Here is a 17,968-nt window from a genome sequence, read left to right as displayed (position 1 = left end):
CCCTTTCAGGGCTACTGAATTCGCCCGTCACCAGGATTGCATAGTAGGATAGCAGGCTAGGATAATCCCTGATCTAGCACGTACGAAACACAGGAGCAAGAATGTCTTTCCAGACTCAATACCAAGAAAAACGCATGTCTGCCGCCGATGCCGTGGGCTTGGTGCACAACGGAAACACGGTGGTGGTGCCTACTGGCGTGGGCGAGCCTCCGGCCCTGATGACGGCCCTTTCCGAGCAGCGCCGCAACTTCCGCGACGTGAAGGTGTCGCAGATCCTGCCGGTGCGCAAGTTCGACTATTTCGATCCGGAAACCGCCGAGAACGTGCGTCCCGTGGCCTACTTCCTGAGCGGCCACACGCGCAACGCGGTGGACGGCGGCTGGGGGGACTACATCCCCAACTATTTCTCCGAAATGCCCATGCTGTACGAGAACAACCAGATGCCCGCCGACGTGGTGTTTGCGCTGGTCTCTCCCATGGACAACCACGGCTACTTCTCCGTCAGCCTGGGCACCGACTACACCATGGCTGCCATCAGGAAGGCGCGTGCGGTGGTGTTTGAAGTGAACCCCAACGTGCCGTTCTCCTATGGCAACTGCCATGTGCACATTTCCGACGTGACCGCCATCGTCGAGGACGAGACTCCGGTCAGCACCGTAGGCCTGCCCACCATCGGCCCGGTGCAGGAAGCCATCGGCAAATACGTGGCCGACATGATCCCGGACGGTGCCACGCTGCAGATCGGCTACGGTGCCATTCCGGACGCCGTGGTGATGCAGCTCACGCACAAGAAGGATCTGGGCGTGCACACCGAGATGATCGGTGACGGCATCATGACGCTGGTGGAAGCTGGCGTGGTAACCAACCGCAAAAAGAACTACCTGCCGGGCAAGATGCTGGCCACCTTCGCGCTGGGTTCGGACAAGCTGTACAAGTTCATGGATCGCAACCCGATGATGGAAATGCATCCGGTGGACTTCACCAACGATCCGTATCTGGCCGGCCAGAACGACGACCTGATCTCCATCAACGCCACCATGGCGATCGACTTTGCCGGCCAGTGCGGCTCCGAATCCCAGGGCTGGCGCGCCTACTCCGGCACGGGCGGCCAAGCCGACTTCGTGCGTGCGGCCAACCGTTCCAGGGGCGGCAAGTCCTTCATCGTGACGCCGTCTACTGCCAAGAACGACACCATTTCCCGCATCACTCCCACGCTGGCGAACGGTACCTTCGTGACCACCAGCAAGAACGATGTGAACTACGTGGTGACCGAGTATGGCGTGGCCCAGCTGCGCGGCAAGACCGCACGCGAGCGCGTGAAGGCGCTGATCGCCATCGCGCATCCCAAGTTCCGCGACGAACTGCTGGAAGAAGCGAAGAAGATGAAGCTGGCCTGATCGGGGCCCGCAGGACACCGCCTGCTTGATTCCGGTCACCTGGCGGCGCAGCAAAGATGCAGGCAGATGCGGCACGTTGTGCGCATCTGCCTTTATTTTTGGCTCAACAGCTGCTCAACACGCGGCATTTACCGGCAACGCGCAAATGGCGCTGAAAAACGATTTTTTCGTCAGAAAGGCGGTTTCGGGGCAGGTTGTTTTGATAATGCCGGGCAGGCGTCGCGCATCCGGAATGCCCCGGATGCGCGGCAGATGATTTCGGGGGATTTCCATGTCACTGGCAACTGGATTGATGTTTCTGGGCACGAGCGTGGTGTGCAGCGTGTCCGTGGGGGTCTTGCTGAAGGCCGGGCGCAGCAGGGGGCTGGATGCACGCCAGGCCATCTTCATGAACTATGTGGTGGCGTCCACGCTCTGCGTCGTGCTGCTCAGGCCGGATCTGGGCAAGCTGATGAGTCCGGGCCAGCCGGTGGGGATCTTTCTGGCGCTCGGTGTGCTGCTGCCGACGATTTTCCTGGCGCTGGCCAGGTCGGTGCATGCCGCGGGCATCGTGCGGACCGATGCGGCGCAGCGCCTGTCGCTCATCATTCCGCTGCTGTCGGCCTTTCTCATCTTTGGCGAGCAGCTCACCGAACAGAAAATGCTGGGCGTGGGGCTGGCGTTTGCGGCGCTCCTGTGTCTGCTGTGGAAGCCCTCCAAAGGCGGGGCGGGCAAGGGCGGCACCTGGTTGTGGCCGTTGGTGGTGCTGTTCGGCTATGGCGTGATCGACGTGCTGTTCAAGCAGATGGCCAAGGCGGGCGCGGCCTTCTCGGGTGGACTGCTGGCGGCCTTTGTACTGGCCGGCGTGCTGATGCTGCTGTACCTGGCAGCGAACAAGACGCGCTGGGGCCTGGGGCACCTGCTGACCGGCATTCTGCTGGGCGCACTCAATTTCGCCAACATCTACACCTACATCCGCGCGCACCAGAGCCTGCCGGGCAATCCGGCGCTGGTGTTCTCGGCGATGAACATGGGCGTGATCGTGCTGGGCACGCTGGTGGGGGCCATGGCCTTTCGCGAGCCGCTCAGCAAGCTGAACCTGCTGGGCGTACTGCTGGCGCTGGGCGCCATCGTCGTGATGATGCCGCGCTGAAGCGCCCCGCCAGCGTCAGGCTCAGCCCAGCGCCTTGAGCGCCGTGTCGACCTGGGCCAGCAGTTCCTCGGTGATCAGGCCCCCTGAAAACTTGGCCACGGTCACCAGCGGCATGCCCTTGGCCATAGCCAGTTGCGGGTGCTGGGCAAAGCCGGGCAGGTGTTGCTCGAGCACGGCCTGGGCCTGGGCATTGGCCAGCAGTTCCTTGACGAGCGACTGGACCGAAAGGCCGGGGCCAGTCTGAGCGGCCGGGGCAGCCGCCTTGGCGGTTGCTGCGGGTTGGGCCGTGGCACTTGCGCCGGCTTGCGCCTGTGTTGCCGCGGCCGGCGCAGCGTTCTGCAGCGGGACGATGCTCTTCAGCGGCGCGAATTCCCCGTCCCGCTTGCCTTGCCAGGCGGTAATTGCCTCGGCCATTTCGGCGGGATCGAAGCAGGCGCTCTGCAGCACCGCCATGTGGTGCAGCGCTTCTGCCGTGCCGTGATCGCGGGCGTAGGTGATGGCGGCCTTGCTGCCGGCCACGGCCATGGGGGACTTGGCGGCGATGTTCTGTGCCAGCGTCAGCGCGTGGTGGATCAGTTCGGCGGTGTCGGGCAGCACGGCGTTGACCAGGCCGGCGCTCAGGGCGCGTCCGGCGGGCAGGCGCTCGCTGGTGTAGGCCATCTGGCGCACCACGCCTTCGGGAATGATCTTGGGCAGGCGTTGCAGCACGCCCAGGTCGGCCACCATGCCGATCTGCGTTTCCTGCAGGGCGAAGAAGGCATCCGCGGTACAGACGCGGATGTCGCAGGCGGCGACCAGATCCAGACCGGCGCCGATGCAGCCGCCCTGCACGGCCGCGATGACCGGAAAGCGCACCTGTTCGAGCGCAGTGAAGCAGTCCATGAGCTGCTCCAGCATGTGCTGGAAGCGCTGCCGCTCGCGAGGCGTGTTGACTGCAAAGGCGTGCCCCTCACTGCTGGCAAAGGTCTCCAGTGACATGCCGGCGCAGAAGTGCTTGCCAGTGGAACTGATCACCATCGCGCGCACCTGGCCTTCGGCGTCCAGCGCACGCACCGCATCGCGCAGCGCCGGATAGAACGGCAGGCTCATGGCGTTGAGGCGGTCCGGGCGGTTGAATTGCAGGTGTGCCACCGCGTTCTGGACGCTCAGGGTAAAGAAGTCGTTGGTCTGGGTCGTGGGCATGGTCGGATCGGTAAACGGGGTTGCGGTTTCGAGGGAGGCAGCCAGTTCGGTGCCTTGCTTGATGGCGCGCTTGGCGTCGAGTTCGGCGGCCACGTCGGCGCCGCCGATCAGGTGCACGCGCTGGCCGACGGCGAGGCAGGCTGCCAGCAGTTCGCGCTGCGGTTCCTGGCCGGCGCAGATCACCACGTTGTCTACCTCCAGCAGCTGCGGCTGGCCGTCGACCGTGATGTGCAGGCCGGCATCGTCGATGCGCTCGTAGCTGGCACCGGCCACCATCTTCACGTGGCGGCTCTTGAGCGAGGCGCGGTGGATCCAGCCGGTGGTCTTGCCGAGGCCGTCGCCGACCTTGCTGGTCTTGCGCTGCAGCAGCCAGATCTGGCGGGGAGAGGCGGGGGGATGCGGCTCGGCGATTCCGCCGGCCCGGGCGTAGCTGGTATCCACCCCCCATTCGGCATAGAAGGGCGCGGCGGGTACGCTGGCCGCGTCTGCGGCGTGTGCGCCGCCATGGGCCAGGTATTCGCTCACATCAAAGCCGATGCCACCCGCGCCGATCACCGCCACCCGCTGTCCGACGGGCTTGCCATCGCGCAGCACGTCCAGATAGCTCAGTACCTTGGGATGATCGATGCCGGGAATGTCCGGCTTGCGCGGATGAATGCCGGTGGCCAGTACCACGTCGTCGAAGCCATGCAGCTCGGCGGCGCTCACGCGGGTGTTCAGACGCAGATGCACGCCGGTCTGGGCCACGCGGCGGCCGAAGTAGCGCAGGGTTTCGTGGAACTCCTCCTTGCCCGGCACCTTCTTGGCGATGTTGAACTGGCCGCCGATTTCGGCAGCCGCATCGAACAGGGTGACCTGGTGGCCGCGCTCGGCCGCGGTGGTGGCAAAGGCCAGCCCGGCCGGGCCGGCGCCGACCACGGCAACGCGCCGGAGGGAGGCAGCCGGCTCGACCTTGAGCAGCGTCTCGTGGCAGGCACGCGGGTTGACGAGGCAGGAGGTGACCTTACCGGCGAAGGTGTGATCCAGGCAGGCCTGGTTGCAGCCGATGCAGGTGTTGATGTCGGCGGCGCGGCTGGCACGCGCCTTCTGCACGAATTGCGCATCGGCCAGGAAGGGGCGCGCCATCGACACCATGTTGCACACCCCGTCGGCCAGCAACTGTTCGGCCAGTTCCGGCGTGTTGATGCGGTTGGTGGCCACCAGCGGCACCTTGACATGGCCCATGAGCTTCTGCGTCACCCAGGCAAAGGCCCCGCGCGGCACGCTGGTGGCGATGGTGGGGATGCGGGCCTCGTGCCAGCCAATGCCGGTGTTGATGATGGTGGCGCCCGCGGCCTCGACGGCCTGCGCCAGCTGGATCACTTCTTCCAGCGTGGAGCCGCCTTCCACCAGATCCAGCATGGACAGGCGGTAGATGATGATGAAATTGGGGCCCACGCGCTCGCGCACGCGGCGCACGATCTCCACCGGGAAGCGGATGCGGTTGGCGTAGCTGCCGCCCCATTCGTCGGTGCGCTGGTTGGTGCGCAGGGCGATGAATTCGTTGATGAGGTAGCCCTCGCTGCCCATGATCTCCACGCCGTCGTAACCGGCGTGCTGCGCCAGTGCGGCGCAGCGGACGAAGTCGGCGATGGTCTGCTCCACCTCGTCGCCGGTGAGCGCGTGCGGCGTGAAAGGCGTGATCGGGCTCTTGAGCGCGCTGGGCGCGACCATGTCCGGATGGTAGGCATAGCGGCCGAAATGCAGGATCTGCATGGCAATCTTGCCGCCTTCGGCATGCACGGCCCGGGTGACGATGCGGTGCTGCTCCGCCTCTTCCTCGGTGGTGAGCATGGCGCCGCCCGGCATGGGGCGGGCGCGCTCGTTGGGGGCGATGCCACCGGTGACGATCAGGCCTGCCTCGCCGCGCGCGCGTTCGGCGTAGAACGCGGCCATGCGCTCGAAACCGTTGTCGACTTCTTCCAGCCCGACGTGCATGGAGCCCATCAGCACGCGGTTGCGCAGGGTGGTAAAGCCCAGGTCGAGCGGGGCGAGCAGGTGGGGATAGTGCGGGGCAGGGCTTTGCATGAGGTCTCGGTCCAGTGTCAGATGCGGATGGGTCGATTATGCAACTGGTTGCATAAAGAATGCATCGGGTTATCCCGAGGAGGGCGCGGCGGTACACTGGGCCCCATGTCGCTTCCACACGCATTGCTCACGGCCTTGCTGGAACGGCCCGCATCGGGGTCGGATCTGGCTTCGCGTTTCGACCGTTCCATCGGTCATTTCTGGCACGCATCCCATCAGCAGATCTACCGGGAACTGGCGCGGCTGGAAGAGGCCGGCTGGATCGAATCCCTGCCCGAGGAGCCGACGCGCGGGCGCAAGCGCGCCTACCGCATCCTGCCGGCCGGCCGCGAGGCCCTGCGGGACTGGCTGAGGCTGCCCGAGGAGCCCACGGTGCTGCGCGATGCCCTGCTGGTGCGCCTGCGTGCCGAAGCCATTGTGGGCCCGACCGGGCTGGAAGACGAAATCCGCCGGCATCTGGCCCTGCATCAGGACAAGCTGGCGCAGTACCGGGAGATCGAAGCGCGGGACTTTCCGGGTGGGGCGCCGGCAGAGCGTGGCGCCGCGCTGCAGCATGTGGTGCTGCGAGGCGGGATCCGCTATGAAAGCCAGTGGGTGGATTTGCTCACGGATGCGCTGGAGGTGCTGGCCCGCCCTGTGCCGGAAAGCGCCGGGTAGCAGCCACACGCCGTGAAACGGCCAACAAAAAACCCGCAGGGCTTGCGCTCTGCGGGTTTCGTTTGACAGGGAGGGCAAGGCGCAAGACCTTGCCCGAGCCTGTGCGGCTGATTACATCATGCCGCCCATGCCACCCATGCCGCCCATGTCAGGCATGGCCGGTGCATCTTCCTTCGGCATTTCTGCAACCATGCACTCGGTGGTCAGCATCAGGCTGGCCACGGATGCAGCGTTCTGCAGGGCGGTACGGGTCACCTTGGTGGGATCCAGGATACCCATCTCGATCATGTCGCCGTAGGTGTGGTTGGCAGCGTTGAAGCCGAAATTGCCTTCGCCTTCCAGCACCTTGTTCACCACCACGCTCGGCTCGTCGCCGGCGTTGGCCACGATTTCGCGCAGCGGAGCCTCGATGGCCTTGAACACCAGCTTGACGCCGGAATCCTGGTCGTGGTTGTCAGTCTGGACGGTACCCACGGCAGCGCGGGCGCGCAGCAGAGCCACGCCACCACCGGCCACGATGCCTTCTTCCACGGCAGCGCGGGTAGCGTGCAGGGCGTCTTCCACGCGGGCCTTCTTCTCCTTCATCTCGACTTCGGTGGCAGCGCCAACCTTGATCACGGCCACGCCGCCAGCCAGCTTGGCCACGCGTTCCTGCAGCTTCTCGCGGTCGTAGTCGGAGGTCGCCTCTTCGATCTGGATGCGGATCTGCTTGACGCGTGCCTCGATGTCGGCAGCAGCGCCGGCGCCGTCGATGATGGTGGTGTTTTCCTTGCCCACTTCGATCGTCTTGGCCTGGCCCAGGTCGGCCAGCGTGACTTTCTCCAGGGACAAGCCCACTTCCTCGGCGATCACCTTGCCGCCGGTCAGGATGGCGATGTCTTCCAGCATGGCCTTGCGACGGTCGCCGAAGCCCGGAGCCTTGACGGCCACGACCTTCAGGATGCCGCGGATGGTGTTGACCACCAGGGTAGCCAGCGCTTCGCCATCGACGTCTTCAGCGATGATCAGCAGCGGACGGCCGGCCTTGGCCACGGCTTCCAGCACGGGCAGCAGGTCGCGGATGTTGCTGATCTTCTTGTCGAACAGCAGCACGAAGGGGTTCTCGAGGTTGGCAACCTGCTTCTCGGGGTTGTTGATGAAGTAGGGAGACAGGTAGCCGCGGTCGAACTGCATGCCCTCGACGACGTCCAGCTCGTTCTGCAGGGACTTGCCGTCTTCCACGGTGATCACGCCTTCCTTGCCGACCTTGTCCATGGCGTCAGCGATGATCTGGCCGATGGATTCGTCGGAGTTGGCGGAGATGGAACCGACCTGGGCGATTTCCTTGGAGGTGGTGGTGGGCTTGGAAGCGGCCTTGAGCTGCTCGACCAGAGCGGCGACAGCCTTGTCGATGCCGCGCTTGAGGTCCATCGGGTTCATGCCGGCGGCCACGTACTTCATGCCTTCGCGCACGATGGCCTGGGCCAGCACGGTAGCGGTGGTGGTGCCGTCACCGGCGTTGTCAGAGGTCTTGGAAGCGACTTCCTTGACCATCTGGGCGCCCATGTTCATCAGCTTGTCCTTCAGCTCGATTTCCTTGGCCACGGACACGCCGTCCTTGGTCACGGTGGGGGCGCCGAAGGAGCGCTCGAGCACCACGTTGCGGCCTTTCGGGCCCAGGGTGGTCTTGACTGCGTTGGCCAGGATGTTCACGCCTTCGACCATGCGGGCGCGGGCGTCAGAGCCGAAAACTACGTCTTTAGCTGCCATTTTTCAAAATCTCCAGATATTCAGTGTTGCGTTGTGCGGGGGAAGGGGATTACTGCTCGACCACGGCGAACAGGTCGTCTTCCTTCATCACCAGCAGTTCTTCGCCGTTGACCTTGACGGACTGGCCGCTGTACTTGCCGAACAGCACGCGGTCGCCCACTTTCACGTTCAGGGCCATTTGCTCGCCCTTGTCGTTGCGTTTGCCGGGACCGACAGCCAGCACTTCGCCCTGGTCGGGCTTCTCGGTGGCTGCATCGGGAATCACGATGCCGGAGGCAGTCTTGGTTTCGTTTTCCAGACGCTTGACGATCACGCGATCGTGCAGGGGACGCAGGTTCATGGAATCTCCTTGGAAGATAAAACGGATAAGCGCAAAATAATCGGAGGTGCCAGGCAAGAGCGCTGGCGCCCGTGCGCGTCGGGCTGTTAGCACTCGACCGCGACGAGTGCTAATGATAAGGGTGTTGGCGCGGGTTTCAAGGGGGGCTGTTACAAATTCGTGTTTGCCAGCCCCTGCCGGCCCTACAGGAAAACGGTACGCCCGCCATCGAAGCGCGGGGCAAAGTAGCTGCTGTCGATGCGGTCGGTGCGCACCACGCCGCCGCTGGAGGGGGCATGGATGAACTGGCGGTTGCCGATGTAGATGCCCATGTGCGAGAACGAGGCTCCCGACGTATTGAAGAACACCAGGTCGCCGCGCTGCAGCTGGCCGACGTCGCGCGGCAGGCTGGCGCGTGCCCATTGGGCCGTGCTGCGCGGCAGGGCGCGGCCGGCAAAGCCGCTGAAGACGTACTGCACCAGGCCGCTGCAGTCGAAACCGCCTTCGAGCGTGTTGCCCCCGTAGCTGTAAGGCACGTTCACGGCCAGCATGGCGCGGGCCACGGCCTCTTCGCGCAGGGTGGCGTCAATCTGCACCGGGTTGACCACCGCCAGTTCCGGCGTGCTGGTGCGCAGCGCGCCCGTGCCGCCAGTTCCGGTTCGGCGGCGCTGGCTGGTGCGGGTGCTGCGCGGCGCCGAACCGCAGCCGGCCAGCAGACTGGCGCCCGCAAGCAGCGCCAGGCTGCCACGGAGCATGGCGCGTCGGGGGAAAGCGTTGGCCGCCGCCGTTGACAAAGGTGAAGCAGGTTTGCAGCTAGTCATTGCAACTCCTGATTTTATATATGGTTCGTGTTTTAGCACGAGAGCCGTATTTTGCCAATCCATGGGCCCGCGATCAGGCTTTTCAGCAACTCTTCATGCTGCTTGGCTAAACTGGAAGAGTCAAGAACATAGACAAAAGGATGCATGCAATGAAACGGATAAGCATGGCGTTGTGGGGCAGCCTGGTGCTGCTGACCGGCTTGTGGCTGATGGCAGACACGCTGTTTCCCGAACCGTGGGGGTACTTTCCTTTCCGTACCGTGTTCATGCAGTACAGCGGCGTGATCGCCTTTGGCGCCATGAGCCTGTCCATGGTGCTGGCGATCCGCCCCCGTTGGCTGGAGCGTCCGCTGGACGGACTCGACAAGATGTACCGCTTGCACAAGTGGCTGGGTATCACGGCGCTGGTGACCAGCGTGCTGCACTGGTGGTGGGCGCAGGGCACCAAGTGGATGGTGGGCTGGGGCTGGCTGGAGCGGCCGGTGCGCAGCGGCGGCGGGCAGCAGTACCGTGGCGGCCCGGATCAGATCCTGACGCTGGAGCAATGGCTGCGCTCGCAACGCGGGCTGGCCGAGTCGCTGGGCGAGTGGGCCTTCTATGCCGCGCTGGTGCTGATGGTGCTGGCCCTCGTGAAGCGCTTTCCGTATCACTGGTTTGTACGCACGCACAAGTGGCTGGCCGTTGCGTATCTGGTGCTGGCATGGCATACGTTCGTGCTGCTCAAGTATGACTACTGGTCGCAGCCGGTCGGCTGGGCCATGGCGGTACTGCTGGTGGCTGGCGTGGTCTCTGCGGTGCTGGTGCTGCTGGGCCGCGTGGGTGCGGGGCGCAAGGTGCATGGCACCATCGAATCCCTGCGCTATTTCGAGCCGCTGCGTGTGCTGCGCACCCATGTTCGCCTGCAGCCGGGCTGGAAAGGGCATGCAGCCGGCCAGTTTGCCTTCGTGCAGGGAGCGCATGACGCGGCCCATCCCTATACCATCGCTTCTTCCTGGGATCCTGCGCAGCAGACCATCGTGTTCGTGACCAAGGCACTGGGCGATCACACGGCGCAGCTGCATCAGGTGCTGCACGAGGGGGATGCCGTGACGGTGGAGGGGCCGTATGGCTGCTTCACTTTTGATGACGACAAGCCGCGCCAGATATGGATTGGTGCAGGCATCGGCATCACGCCATTCATTGCCCGCATGCAACAGCTGGCGCGTGACCGCGGGGAGCGGCCGGTGACGATCGACCTGTTCCATACCACGGCGGATTACGATGAGGACGCGATTGCCCTGCTTCAGGCCGATGCGCAGGCTGCCGGCGTGAAACTGCATGTGCTGGTGGATGCGCGCGATGGCTGGCTCAACGCCGAGCGCATCTGTGCCGCCGTGCCGCAATGGCAGCAGGCCAGCTTCTGGTTTTGCGGGCCGGCGGGCTTTGGTCAGGCCCTGCGGGCCGATCTGGGCGCCAGAGGGCTGCAGGATGCCAATTTCCATCAGGAGCTGTTTGCCATGCGCTGAGCCGGGTTGAACGAAGGCGGAGCAAGCTTCCCTACAATGGGCCTATGGCTCCTCCTTCTGGAACTCCTTCTCCTTCGCCCGGTTCCCCTTCCATGCCGCTGACACCGGCATCGGCACAGGCATTGTCCGGTGCCCGGCCGCCGGCATGGCGCGCCTGGATACTGGCTGCCCGCCCGCATACCCTGGGAGTGACGGTGGCCCCGGTGCTGGCAGCCTGTGCGCTGGCCTGGAGCGAGCGGGGGCGCTGGATGGCCGGCGTGGCGCTGCTTACCCTGCTGGCCGCCATGCTGATCCAGATCGGGACCAATCTGCTCAACGACGTGGGAGATTTCGAACGTGGGGCCGATGGCGCGGACCGGCTCGGGCCGCAGCGCGCCACGGCCATGGGCTGGCTGCGTGCGGAGCAGGTACGGCGCGCCGGTTTCGGTGCGCTGGGGGTGGCGTTTCTGTTCGGGGTGCTGCTGGCCACGGTGGGGGGCTGGCCCATCGTCTGGCTCGGGCTGGTGGCGTTGCTGTGCGGCTGGGCGTATACCGCCGGGCCCTGGCCGATCGCCTACAGTGCCTTTGGCGAAGTGTTCGTGTGGGTGTTCTTCGGGCTGGCCGCCGTGCTGGGCACGTATTTCCTCCAGACCGGGACGCTCAGCGGTGCTGCCTGGATGCTGGGCCACATGATGGGGGCGTTTGCCTCGGCCGTGATGCTGGTGAACAACACGCGCGATGCCGCCAGCGACGCGCGCGCCGGCAAGCGCACGCTGGCGGTGCGCCTGGGCTTGCAGGGCAGTCGCCGGCTGTATGTGGGCATGCTGGTGCTGCCTTTTCTGCTGTTGCCGCTGGTGGATGTGCAGGGAGCCTGGCTGGCCTTGCTGGCATTGCCGCTGGCTGCGCTGCTGATGTGGCGTTTCGTCCGGCAGGCGCCGGCACGCGGGCACAATCAGTTGCTGGCGCGCACCGCGCATCTGCAACTGGTGTTTGCCTTGCTGTGGAGTGCCGGGCTGTGGTGGGCGCCATGAAGGGATGGTTGCGGCGCTCGCATCCGGTAACGCCAACGCCGGGTTGCAGGCGCCTCGATCTTACACCGCGCGGCTGCGGGCCAGCGGCGGATTGCGGGCGAAGTAGCCCTGGATGCCGCGCATCAGCGAATCGGCCATGGAGCGCTGGTAGGCAGGGCTGCGCAGCTTGGCTTCCTCGCCGGGGTTGCTGACAAAGGCGGTTTCGACCAGCACGCTCGGAATGTCCGGCGCCTTGAGCACCGCAAAGCCGGCCTGTTCCACGCGTGGCTTGTGCAGGCGGTTGATCTTGCCGATCTCGCCCAGCATGGCGCTGCCCAGCGTCAGGCTGTCGCGGATCTGGGCGGTGGTGCTCATGTCGAGCAGCGCATGCTGCACCAGGGTGTCGCGGCTGCGCACGTTCAGGCCGCCGACCAGGTCGGCCTCGTTTTCCTTGTTGGCCAGCCAGCGTGCGGCGCTGCTGCTGGCACCGCGGCTGCTCAGGGCAAACACGCTGGAGCCATTGGCCTGCGGCGTGATGAAGGCATCGGCATGGATGCTGATGAACAGGTCGGCCTGCACGCGGCGCGCCTTCTGTACGCGCACATGCAGCGGCACGAAATAGTCGCCATCGCGCGTGAGGAAGGCGCGCATCGGATTGCCGTTGACGCTGCTGCCGTTGATGCGGTCGCGCAGCAACTGGGCGATGCGCAGCACCACATCCTTTTCGCGTGTACCGTTCGGGCCGATGGCACCGGGGTCTTCGCCACCATGGCCGGGATCGAGCGCGACGATGATCAGGCGGTCGGTCTTTCGCCCGGTGCGCAGGGCGGGGGGCTGTGCCGGCGCCGGGCGTTCGGCAGGGCGCGGACGCGGCGGGGTGGCCTGGGCCACGCGCGGCGGTTCCTGACGGTGGCCGCGGCCGGCGAGGAAATCGGCAATCACGTCGCGCCCCGACGAAGGCGGGGGGGGGACAGCGGGTGTCGGCGGCGCAGGGGGGGCGGCCTGCGCGACCCTCTCCTCGCGGCTGCGCTCGGTGATCAGCTGTTCCAGCGTGTCGACCGGCTTGCGGTTGGGGTAGAGATCGAATACCAGCCGGTTCTTGTAGGCGGCCACCGGCGCCAGGCTGAACACCTGCGGCGAAATCGGCTGCTTCAGGTCGATCACGATGCGCACGATCTCGGGCGTGTACTGGCCGACGCGGATGCGTGCCACGTTGGGATCGTCGGCAGGCACCTTGCTGACCAGATCGCGCAAGGTCTGGTTCAGTGTCAGGCCGGTGATGTCCACTGCCAGGCGGGGCGGATCCTGGACCGGGTTCTGCGTGTACTTGAGCGGCTGGTCGGATTCGAGCGTGATGCGCGTGTATTCGGGCGCGGGCCAGATGCGCACGGCCACCAGGTTGGCGGCCTGGGCCAGGCGCGACACGCCTGCGAGCACCAGGCCGGTAATCTGGACGAGCTGCCTGCGTTGGATCATGAAACTTCCTGCAAGAGAGCGGCGCCAGCGGCGGTTGGCGCCTCGATGACAACTTCGCGCACATCGTCGCCCAGCGTCTGCAGGCGCAGAACCCAGTCGGCCTGCGGCAGCATGCCGGCGGCCTTGTCGGGCCATTCGACCAGTTTCAACCCGGGCGTGGCAAAGATGTCGCGCAACCCCGCATCTTCCCATTCCCGCGGGTCGCTGAAGCGGTAAAAATCAAAATGCCACACTTGCACACAGGGCGTTACATAGGGTTCGACCACCGCATAGGTCGGGCTCTTGATGCGGCCGGTGACGCCCAGGCCGCGCAGCAGGTGGCGCACCAGCGTGGTCTTGCCGGCGCCGAGGTCGCCGTGCAGCAGGATCACCAGATCGGCGCTGGCCGGGTGCTGCAGCCAATGCTGCGCCAGTCGCGTGGCGAAGGCGGAAGTGGCGGCCTCGTCGGCCCAGCGCAAGGTTTTTACAATCATCCTGTTGGTATGCGAGTGTGCGCGAAAGCCCTTGTGCGCGCAGCTTGCCGCATTTTGCACGACACTGCCACGCCATGAGTCCCGAAGCCCTATTGTCCACCATCCGCAGCCAGGCCGAGGCACTGGGTTTTGCCCGCATCGGGGTGGCCGATGTGGATCTGGCCAGTGCCGAGGCGGGCTTGCGGGCCTGGCTGGAGGCTGGGTTTCATGGCAGCATGGGCTACATGGCCAGCCACGGCCTGCGGCGCGCGCGGCCGGCGGAACTGGTGCCGGGCACGGTGCGCGTGATCACGGCGCGCATGGATTACCTGCCGGCATCTACCGAGACGGACTGGCGCGAGCGTGAGCTGCAGCGCCTGACGCAACCCGGCGAGGCGGTAGTGTCCGTCTATGCCCGGGGGCGCGACTACCACAAGGTGGTGCGGGCGCGGTTGCAGAAGCTGAGCGAGCAGATTGCCGCGCTGGTGGGGCCATTCGGCCATCGCGTGTTCACCGATTCGGCACCGGTGCTGGAGGCGGAGCTGGCCAGCCGCAGCGGACAGGGCTGGCGCGGCAAGCACACGCTGGTGCTGAGCCGGGATGCGGGATCGACCTTCTTCCTGGGCGAGATCTACGTGGATTTTCCGCTGCCGCTGACCGAGCCGGAGCCGGCCCATTGCGGTCAGTGCACGGCCTGTATCGATGCCTGCCCCACCGGCGCGATCGTGGCACCGTACCGGCTGGATGCGCGGCGCTGCATCTCCTACCTGACCATCGAGCATGCCGGCAGCATCCCCGAGGAGATGCGTCCCCTGCTGGGCAACCGCATCTACGGCTGTGACGATTGCCAGCTGGTGTGCCCCTGGAACAAGTTTGCCCGGCGCAATGCCTTGCCGGACTTTGACGAACGACACGGGCTGGGGCAGGCGCAATTGCTGGAGCTGTGGGGCTGGAGCGAGGCGCAGTTCCTTCAGCGCACCGAAGGCAGCCCGATCCGGCGCATCGGCCATGCGCGCTGGCTGCGCAATATTGCCGTGGCATTGGGCAATGCACTGCGGCAGGCACCGGACGCGCAAAAGGCAGTCATCCGGGATGCCTTGGTCCGGCACGCGCAGCACCCTGATGTTGCAGTGCGCGAGCATGTGCAATGGGCATTGCAGCAGGGATGATGGCGTGCGTTGTGCGTTGTGCGTTGTGCGTGTTGTGAGCCACCGCGTGACCGTTTGGCAGGCTGACACCCTGTGCCGTGTCTGAGAAGGCGTTGGCGCATGGCGGCCCCGGCAGTTGCCGGCTGCATAATGCGGCGATGCCCCGCGCCACCCCCGCACCCTCTCCACTGCCCGAGCAAGACGCTGCCGCCGTTGATGCCTTCATCGACGGTTTGTGGCTGGAAGACGGCCTCTCCAGCAACACGCTGGCGGCCTACCGGCGCGACCTGACGCTGTTTGCGCAATGGCTGCAGCAGCAAACGCCGCCTTGCCCGCTGGATGGCGTTTCCGAGTCGGCCATCAACCTGTATCAGGGTCACCTGTTCACCACCGGCAGCAAGGCCACCACGGCCAACCGGCGGCTGACGGTGCTGAAACGCTATTACCGCTGGGCCGTGCGCGAGCATCACATTGCGCAGGACCCAACCCTGCGCCTGCAGGCGGCCAAGCAGCCGCTGCGCGTGCCCAAGAGCCTGAGCGAGGCACAGGTGGAGGCATTGCTGGCGGCGCCGGATGTATCCACCGCGCTGGGCCTGCGTGATCGCACCATGCTGGAGCTGCTGTACGCCAGCGGCCTGCGCGTAAGCGAGCTGGTCGGGCTCAAGCTGTTTCACATCAGCCTGAACGACCGTGTGTTGCGCATTACCGGCAAGGGCAGCAAGGAGCGGCTGGTGCCGTTCGGTGATGTGGCGCACGACTGGCTGGTGCGCTACCTGGCGCAGGCGCGATCGGAGCTGCTTGGCGGCCACCAGACCGACGCCGTGTTCGTGACCGTGCGCGGCGCCCATCCGGGTGAAGCGATGACGCGGGCCATGTTCTGGCATCTGGTGCGCAAGTATGCGTTGCAGGCCGATATCCGCGTGCCCCTGTCGCCGCACACCTTGCGCCACGCCTTTGCCACGCACCTGCTCAACCACGGCGCCGACCTGCGTGCCGTGCAGATGCTGCTGGGCCATGCGGACATCAGCACCACCACCATCTACACCCATGTGGCGCGCGAGCGGCTCAAGCAACTGGTGGCCAGGCACCATCCGCGCGGTTGAGCGGAACAGGCAGTGACCTTTGCACGAGGTTGCACGAAGTGATGGCGCCCTTGCCGGGGTGGAGTGCAAGGGCGCGGCTACGCACCGGCAGCAAGGTGCGACGCGGAACGCGAGCGGGGCTTATGAACCAGAATAGGTACCGGGACGTTTTTCCAGCAGTGCCGCCACAGCTTCCGCATGATCCTGCGTATGGTGCGCCAGCGCCTGCATGGCGGCCGACAGTTCCAGCAGGCTGTCCAGCCGCATGTGCTGGCCTTCGCGCAGCAGGCGCTTGCTCATGCGCACGGCCTGCGGCGGGTTGACGGCGATGCGTTGTGCCAGCTGGCGGGCGCTGTCCAGCAACTGCTCGGGCTCCACCACGCGCGACACCAGGCCCCAGGCCAGCGCCGTTTGTGCATCGATCGGCTCGCCGGTAAAGGCCATCTCGCTGGCGCGCGACAGGCCGACCACGCGCGGCAGCAGCCAGGCACCGCCATCGCCGGGGATGATGCCGATCTTGGCAAAGCTCTCGGCAAACTGGGCACGGGTGGAGGCGATGCGGATGTCGCACATGCAGGTCAGGTCGCAGCCGGCGCCAATGGCCGGGCCGTTCACCGCGGCGATGGCCGGAACCTCCAGCTCCCACATGGCGCGCGGAATGCGCTGGATGCCGTGGCGGTAGCCGTTGCGGATCTGTGCCGGCGTGCCGCCGAACATGCCGGTGCGGTCGCGCATGTGCTTGACGTTGCCCCCCGAGGAGAACGCGCTGCCGGCGCCGGTCAGGATCACCACGCGCACGCTGGCATCGCTGTTGATGCGATGCACGGCCCCTTCGAAGGCGTCGATCATTTCCGGTTCGGAAATCGGGTTGCGCGTATCGGGGCGGTTCATCGTCAGCGTGACGATGGCACCGTCCTGTTCGTAAAGCAGGGCGTCGGTCATGGGGGGTCTCCTGAGGGTGATGATGTGTCTGCCCCCATTGTGCCTGCGTCCGTTACGGATTTGTGCCCATCGCCTTTGTGGTGGCGCCGGGTGGTCTGACGTCCATCAGCGCAATGTGATGCAGGGGCGCGTGCCTCGTGCATCAACGGAAGATGCCTGCCCTGCCTTGCTCGCCTACACCCCCATGCCCAGCAGGTAATCGAGCTCGGCCTGGCTGAATCCGGCCTGCTTGCGCGCCGCCTCGTTGAATGGCGGCTTCAGGCGCGGGGCGGCGTAGCGTTCCACCAGCACGCCGTAGTGCGGCACCGCATCCAGCCGTTCGCGTTCGCACAGCCAGCGGTACCAGTGGTTGCCGATGGCCACATGGCCGATTTCGTCGCGCAGAATGGTGTCGAGCAGGGTGGCGGTGGTCTGGGCGTCTTCTGCATCGATGGCGCGCAGGCGCTTCTGGATCAGTGGCGTGGCATCCAGACCGCGTGCCTCCAGCGTGCGCGGCACCAGCGCCATGCGTGCCACGATGTCGTCCGCCGTCTTCTCGCACATGGCCCACAGCCCGTCGTGCGCCACGAAATCGCCATATTTCCAGCCCATGTGCCGCAGATGCTCGTGCAGCATGGTGAAGTGCTCCGCCTCCTCGCGGGCTACCTGCAGCCAGTCGCGGTAGAACTGCTCCGGCATGCCGGCAAAGCGCCACACCGCATCCAGCGCCAGGTTGATGGCATTGAACTCGATGTGCACCACGGCGTGCAGCAGCGCAGCGCGGCCTTCCGGCGTATGCACGCTGCGCTGGGCCACCTCGCGCGGATGCACCAGTTGCGGCAATGCGGGGCGGCCGGGGATGTCACTCGGCGCGGCGCGCGCAAGCACGTCGGCGCTGACGGAAGGATCGAAGGAAAGCGCCCCCGATGCCGCCTGCGCCCACAGCGCAAGCACCGCCTGCACCTTGGCAGCGGGATCGGTCAGACTCAGGGCAGAACGGGCAGCTTGGCGTACACTCATGCCCAGAATTCTAGGCGCCCCGCGCCGCCCACGATTTGACCGGAGACAGAC

The 17,968-nt window shown here is 65.8% G+C and carries 15 protein-coding genes and 2 pseudogenes; 7 read left to right on the top strand and 10 right to left on the bottom strand.

Annotated features, from left to right (window positions below):
• The first annotated feature begins 101 nt into the window (after positions 1 to 101).
• The gene (locus KKQ75_RS08125; RefSeq protein WP_213361432.1) at positions 102 to 1,397 is read left to right on the top strand and encodes an acetyl-CoA hydrolase/transferase family protein; all 1,296 of its coding nucleotides are present in this window, start codon (positions 102 to 104) and stop codon (positions 1,395 to 1,397) included.
• A 114-nt stretch (positions 1,398 to 1,511) separates the two neighbouring features.
• Here the strand turns inward: KKQ75_RS08125 and KKQ75_RS08120 are convergent, their stop codons facing one another.
• Complete coding sequence (locus KKQ75_RS08120) at positions 1,512 to 1,787, bottom strand: hypothetical protein (protein ID WP_213362831.1); 276 nt, start codon at positions 1,785 to 1,787, stop codon at positions 1,512 to 1,514.
• Between KKQ75_RS08120 and KKQ75_RS08115 the strand changes: the two genes are divergently transcribed.
• The gene (locus KKQ75_RS08115) at positions 1,675 to 2,529 is read left to right on the top strand and encodes an EamA family transporter (RefSeq protein WP_213362721.1); all 855 of its coding nucleotides are present in this window, start codon (positions 1,675 to 1,677) and stop codon (positions 2,527 to 2,529) included. The genes KKQ75_RS08120 and KKQ75_RS08115 overlap by 113 nt on opposite strands.
• A 21-nt stretch (positions 2,530 to 2,550) precedes the next feature.
• Here the strand turns inward: KKQ75_RS08115 and KKQ75_RS13070 are convergent.
• Together KKQ75_RS13070 and KKQ75_RS13065 are read right to left on the bottom strand one after the other, a co-directional pair.
• A pseudogene (locus tag KKQ75_RS13070) lies at positions 2,551 to 3,657 on the bottom strand (enoyl-CoA hydratase-related protein); the annotation flags it as partial.
• A gap of 84 nt (positions 3,658 to 3,741) precedes the next feature.
• Positions 3,742 to 5,778: pseudogene (locus tag KKQ75_RS13065) on the bottom strand (FAD-dependent oxidoreductase); the annotation flags it as partial.
• Positions 5,779 to 5,883: 105 nt separating this feature from the next.
• Between KKQ75_RS13065 and KKQ75_RS08105 the strand changes: the two are divergent.
• Positions 5,884 to 6,435, top strand: coding sequence for a PadR family transcriptional regulator (locus KKQ75_RS08105; protein WP_213361429.1), 552 nt, complete (start codon positions 5,884 to 5,886; stop codon positions 6,433 to 6,435).
• A gap of 111 nt (positions 6,436 to 6,546) precedes the next feature.
• Here the strand turns inward: KKQ75_RS08105 and groL are convergent, their stop codons facing one another.
• The 3 genes from groL to KKQ75_RS08090 form a co-directional block, all read right to left on the bottom strand.
• On the bottom strand, positions 6,547 to 8,184 hold the full coding sequence (gene groL, locus KKQ75_RS08100) for a chaperonin GroEL (RefSeq protein WP_213361428.1): 1,638 nt from the start codon (positions 8,182 to 8,184) through the stop codon (positions 6,547 to 6,549).
• A gap of 49 nt (positions 8,185 to 8,233) precedes the next feature.
• Positions 8,234 to 8,524: a co-chaperone GroES gene (groES, locus tag KKQ75_RS08095; protein ID WP_213361427.1), complete on the bottom strand. Its 291-nt coding sequence runs from the start codon at positions 8,522 to 8,524 to the stop codon at positions 8,234 to 8,236.
• A gap of 182 nt (positions 8,525 to 8,706) precedes the next feature.
• Complete coding sequence (locus KKQ75_RS08090) at positions 8,707 to 9,258, bottom strand: C40 family peptidase (RefSeq protein WP_250131038.1); 552 nt, start codon at positions 9,256 to 9,258, stop codon at positions 8,707 to 8,709.
• A gap of 215 nt (positions 9,259 to 9,473) precedes the next feature.
• Between KKQ75_RS08090 and KKQ75_RS08085 the strand changes: the two genes are divergently transcribed.
• Together KKQ75_RS08085 and KKQ75_RS08080 are read left to right on the top strand one after the other, a co-directional pair.
• Positions 9,474 to 10,829, top strand: coding sequence for a ferredoxin reductase family protein (locus tag KKQ75_RS08085; protein WP_213361425.1), 1,356 nt, complete (start codon positions 9,474 to 9,476; stop codon positions 10,827 to 10,829).
• A gap of 92 nt (positions 10,830 to 10,921) precedes the next feature.
• Complete coding sequence (locus tag KKQ75_RS08080; RefSeq protein ID WP_213361423.1) at positions 10,922 to 11,839, top strand: 1,4-dihydroxy-2-naphthoate polyprenyltransferase; 918 nt, start codon at positions 10,922 to 10,924, stop codon at positions 11,837 to 11,839.
• Between the two features lie 60 nt (positions 11,840 to 11,899).
• Here the strand turns inward: KKQ75_RS08080 and KKQ75_RS08075 are convergent, their stop codons facing one another.
• Both KKQ75_RS08075 and tsaE read right to left on the bottom strand, forming a co-directional pair.
• Positions 11,900 to 13,294 (bottom strand): N-acetylmuramoyl-L-alanine amidase, encoded by a 1,395-nt coding sequence (locus KKQ75_RS08075; protein ID WP_213361421.1) that lies wholly within the window; start codon positions 13,292 to 13,294, stop codon positions 11,900 to 11,902.
• Positions 13,291 to 13,767: a tRNA (adenosine(37)-N6)-threonylcarbamoyltransferase complex ATPase subunit type 1 TsaE gene (gene tsaE, locus KKQ75_RS08070; protein ID WP_213361419.1), complete on the bottom strand. Its 477-nt coding sequence runs from the start codon at positions 13,765 to 13,767 to the stop codon at positions 13,291 to 13,293. The genes KKQ75_RS08075 and tsaE overlap by 4 nt, the downstream gene beginning before the upstream one ends.
• Positions 13,768 to 13,841: 74 nt before the next feature.
• On the opposite strand from tsaE, the gene queG reads away from it, so the two are divergent.
• Both queG and xerD read left to right on the top strand, forming a co-directional pair.
• On the top strand, positions 13,842 to 14,915 hold the full coding sequence (gene queG / locus KKQ75_RS08065; protein ID WP_213361418.1) for a tRNA epoxyqueuosine(34) reductase QueG: 1,074 nt from the start codon (positions 13,842 to 13,844) through the stop codon (positions 14,913 to 14,915).
• A gap of 137 nt (positions 14,916 to 15,052) precedes the next feature.
• Entirely contained in the window at positions 15,053 to 15,997 is a 945-nt protein-coding gene (xerD, locus tag KKQ75_RS08060; RefSeq protein ID WP_213361417.1) for a site-specific tyrosine recombinase XerD, read from the top strand.
• 120 nt (positions 15,998 to 16,117) lie between these two features.
• Here the strand turns inward: xerD and KKQ75_RS08055 are convergent, their stop codons facing one another.
• Positions 16,118 to 16,918, bottom strand: coding sequence for a crotonase/enoyl-CoA hydratase family protein (locus KKQ75_RS08055; protein ID WP_213361416.1), 801 nt, complete (start codon positions 16,916 to 16,918; stop codon positions 16,118 to 16,120).
• 174 nt (positions 16,919 to 17,092) lie between these two features.
• Entirely contained in the window at positions 17,093 to 17,917 is an 825-nt protein-coding gene (locus tag KKQ75_RS08050) for a ferritin-like domain-containing protein (RefSeq protein WP_213361415.1), read from the bottom strand.
• Between the last annotated feature and the right edge of the window lie 51 nt (positions 17,918 to 17,968).

This window comes from Brachymonas denitrificans, assembly GCF_907163135.1.
Classification (GTDB): domain Bacteria; phylum Pseudomonadota; class Gammaproteobacteria; order Burkholderiales; family Burkholderiaceae_C; genus Brachymonas; species Brachymonas denitrificans_A.
The sequence above is the reverse complement of the archived record's forward strand: the minus strand, read 5'-3'. Positions and strand labels throughout refer to the sequence as shown.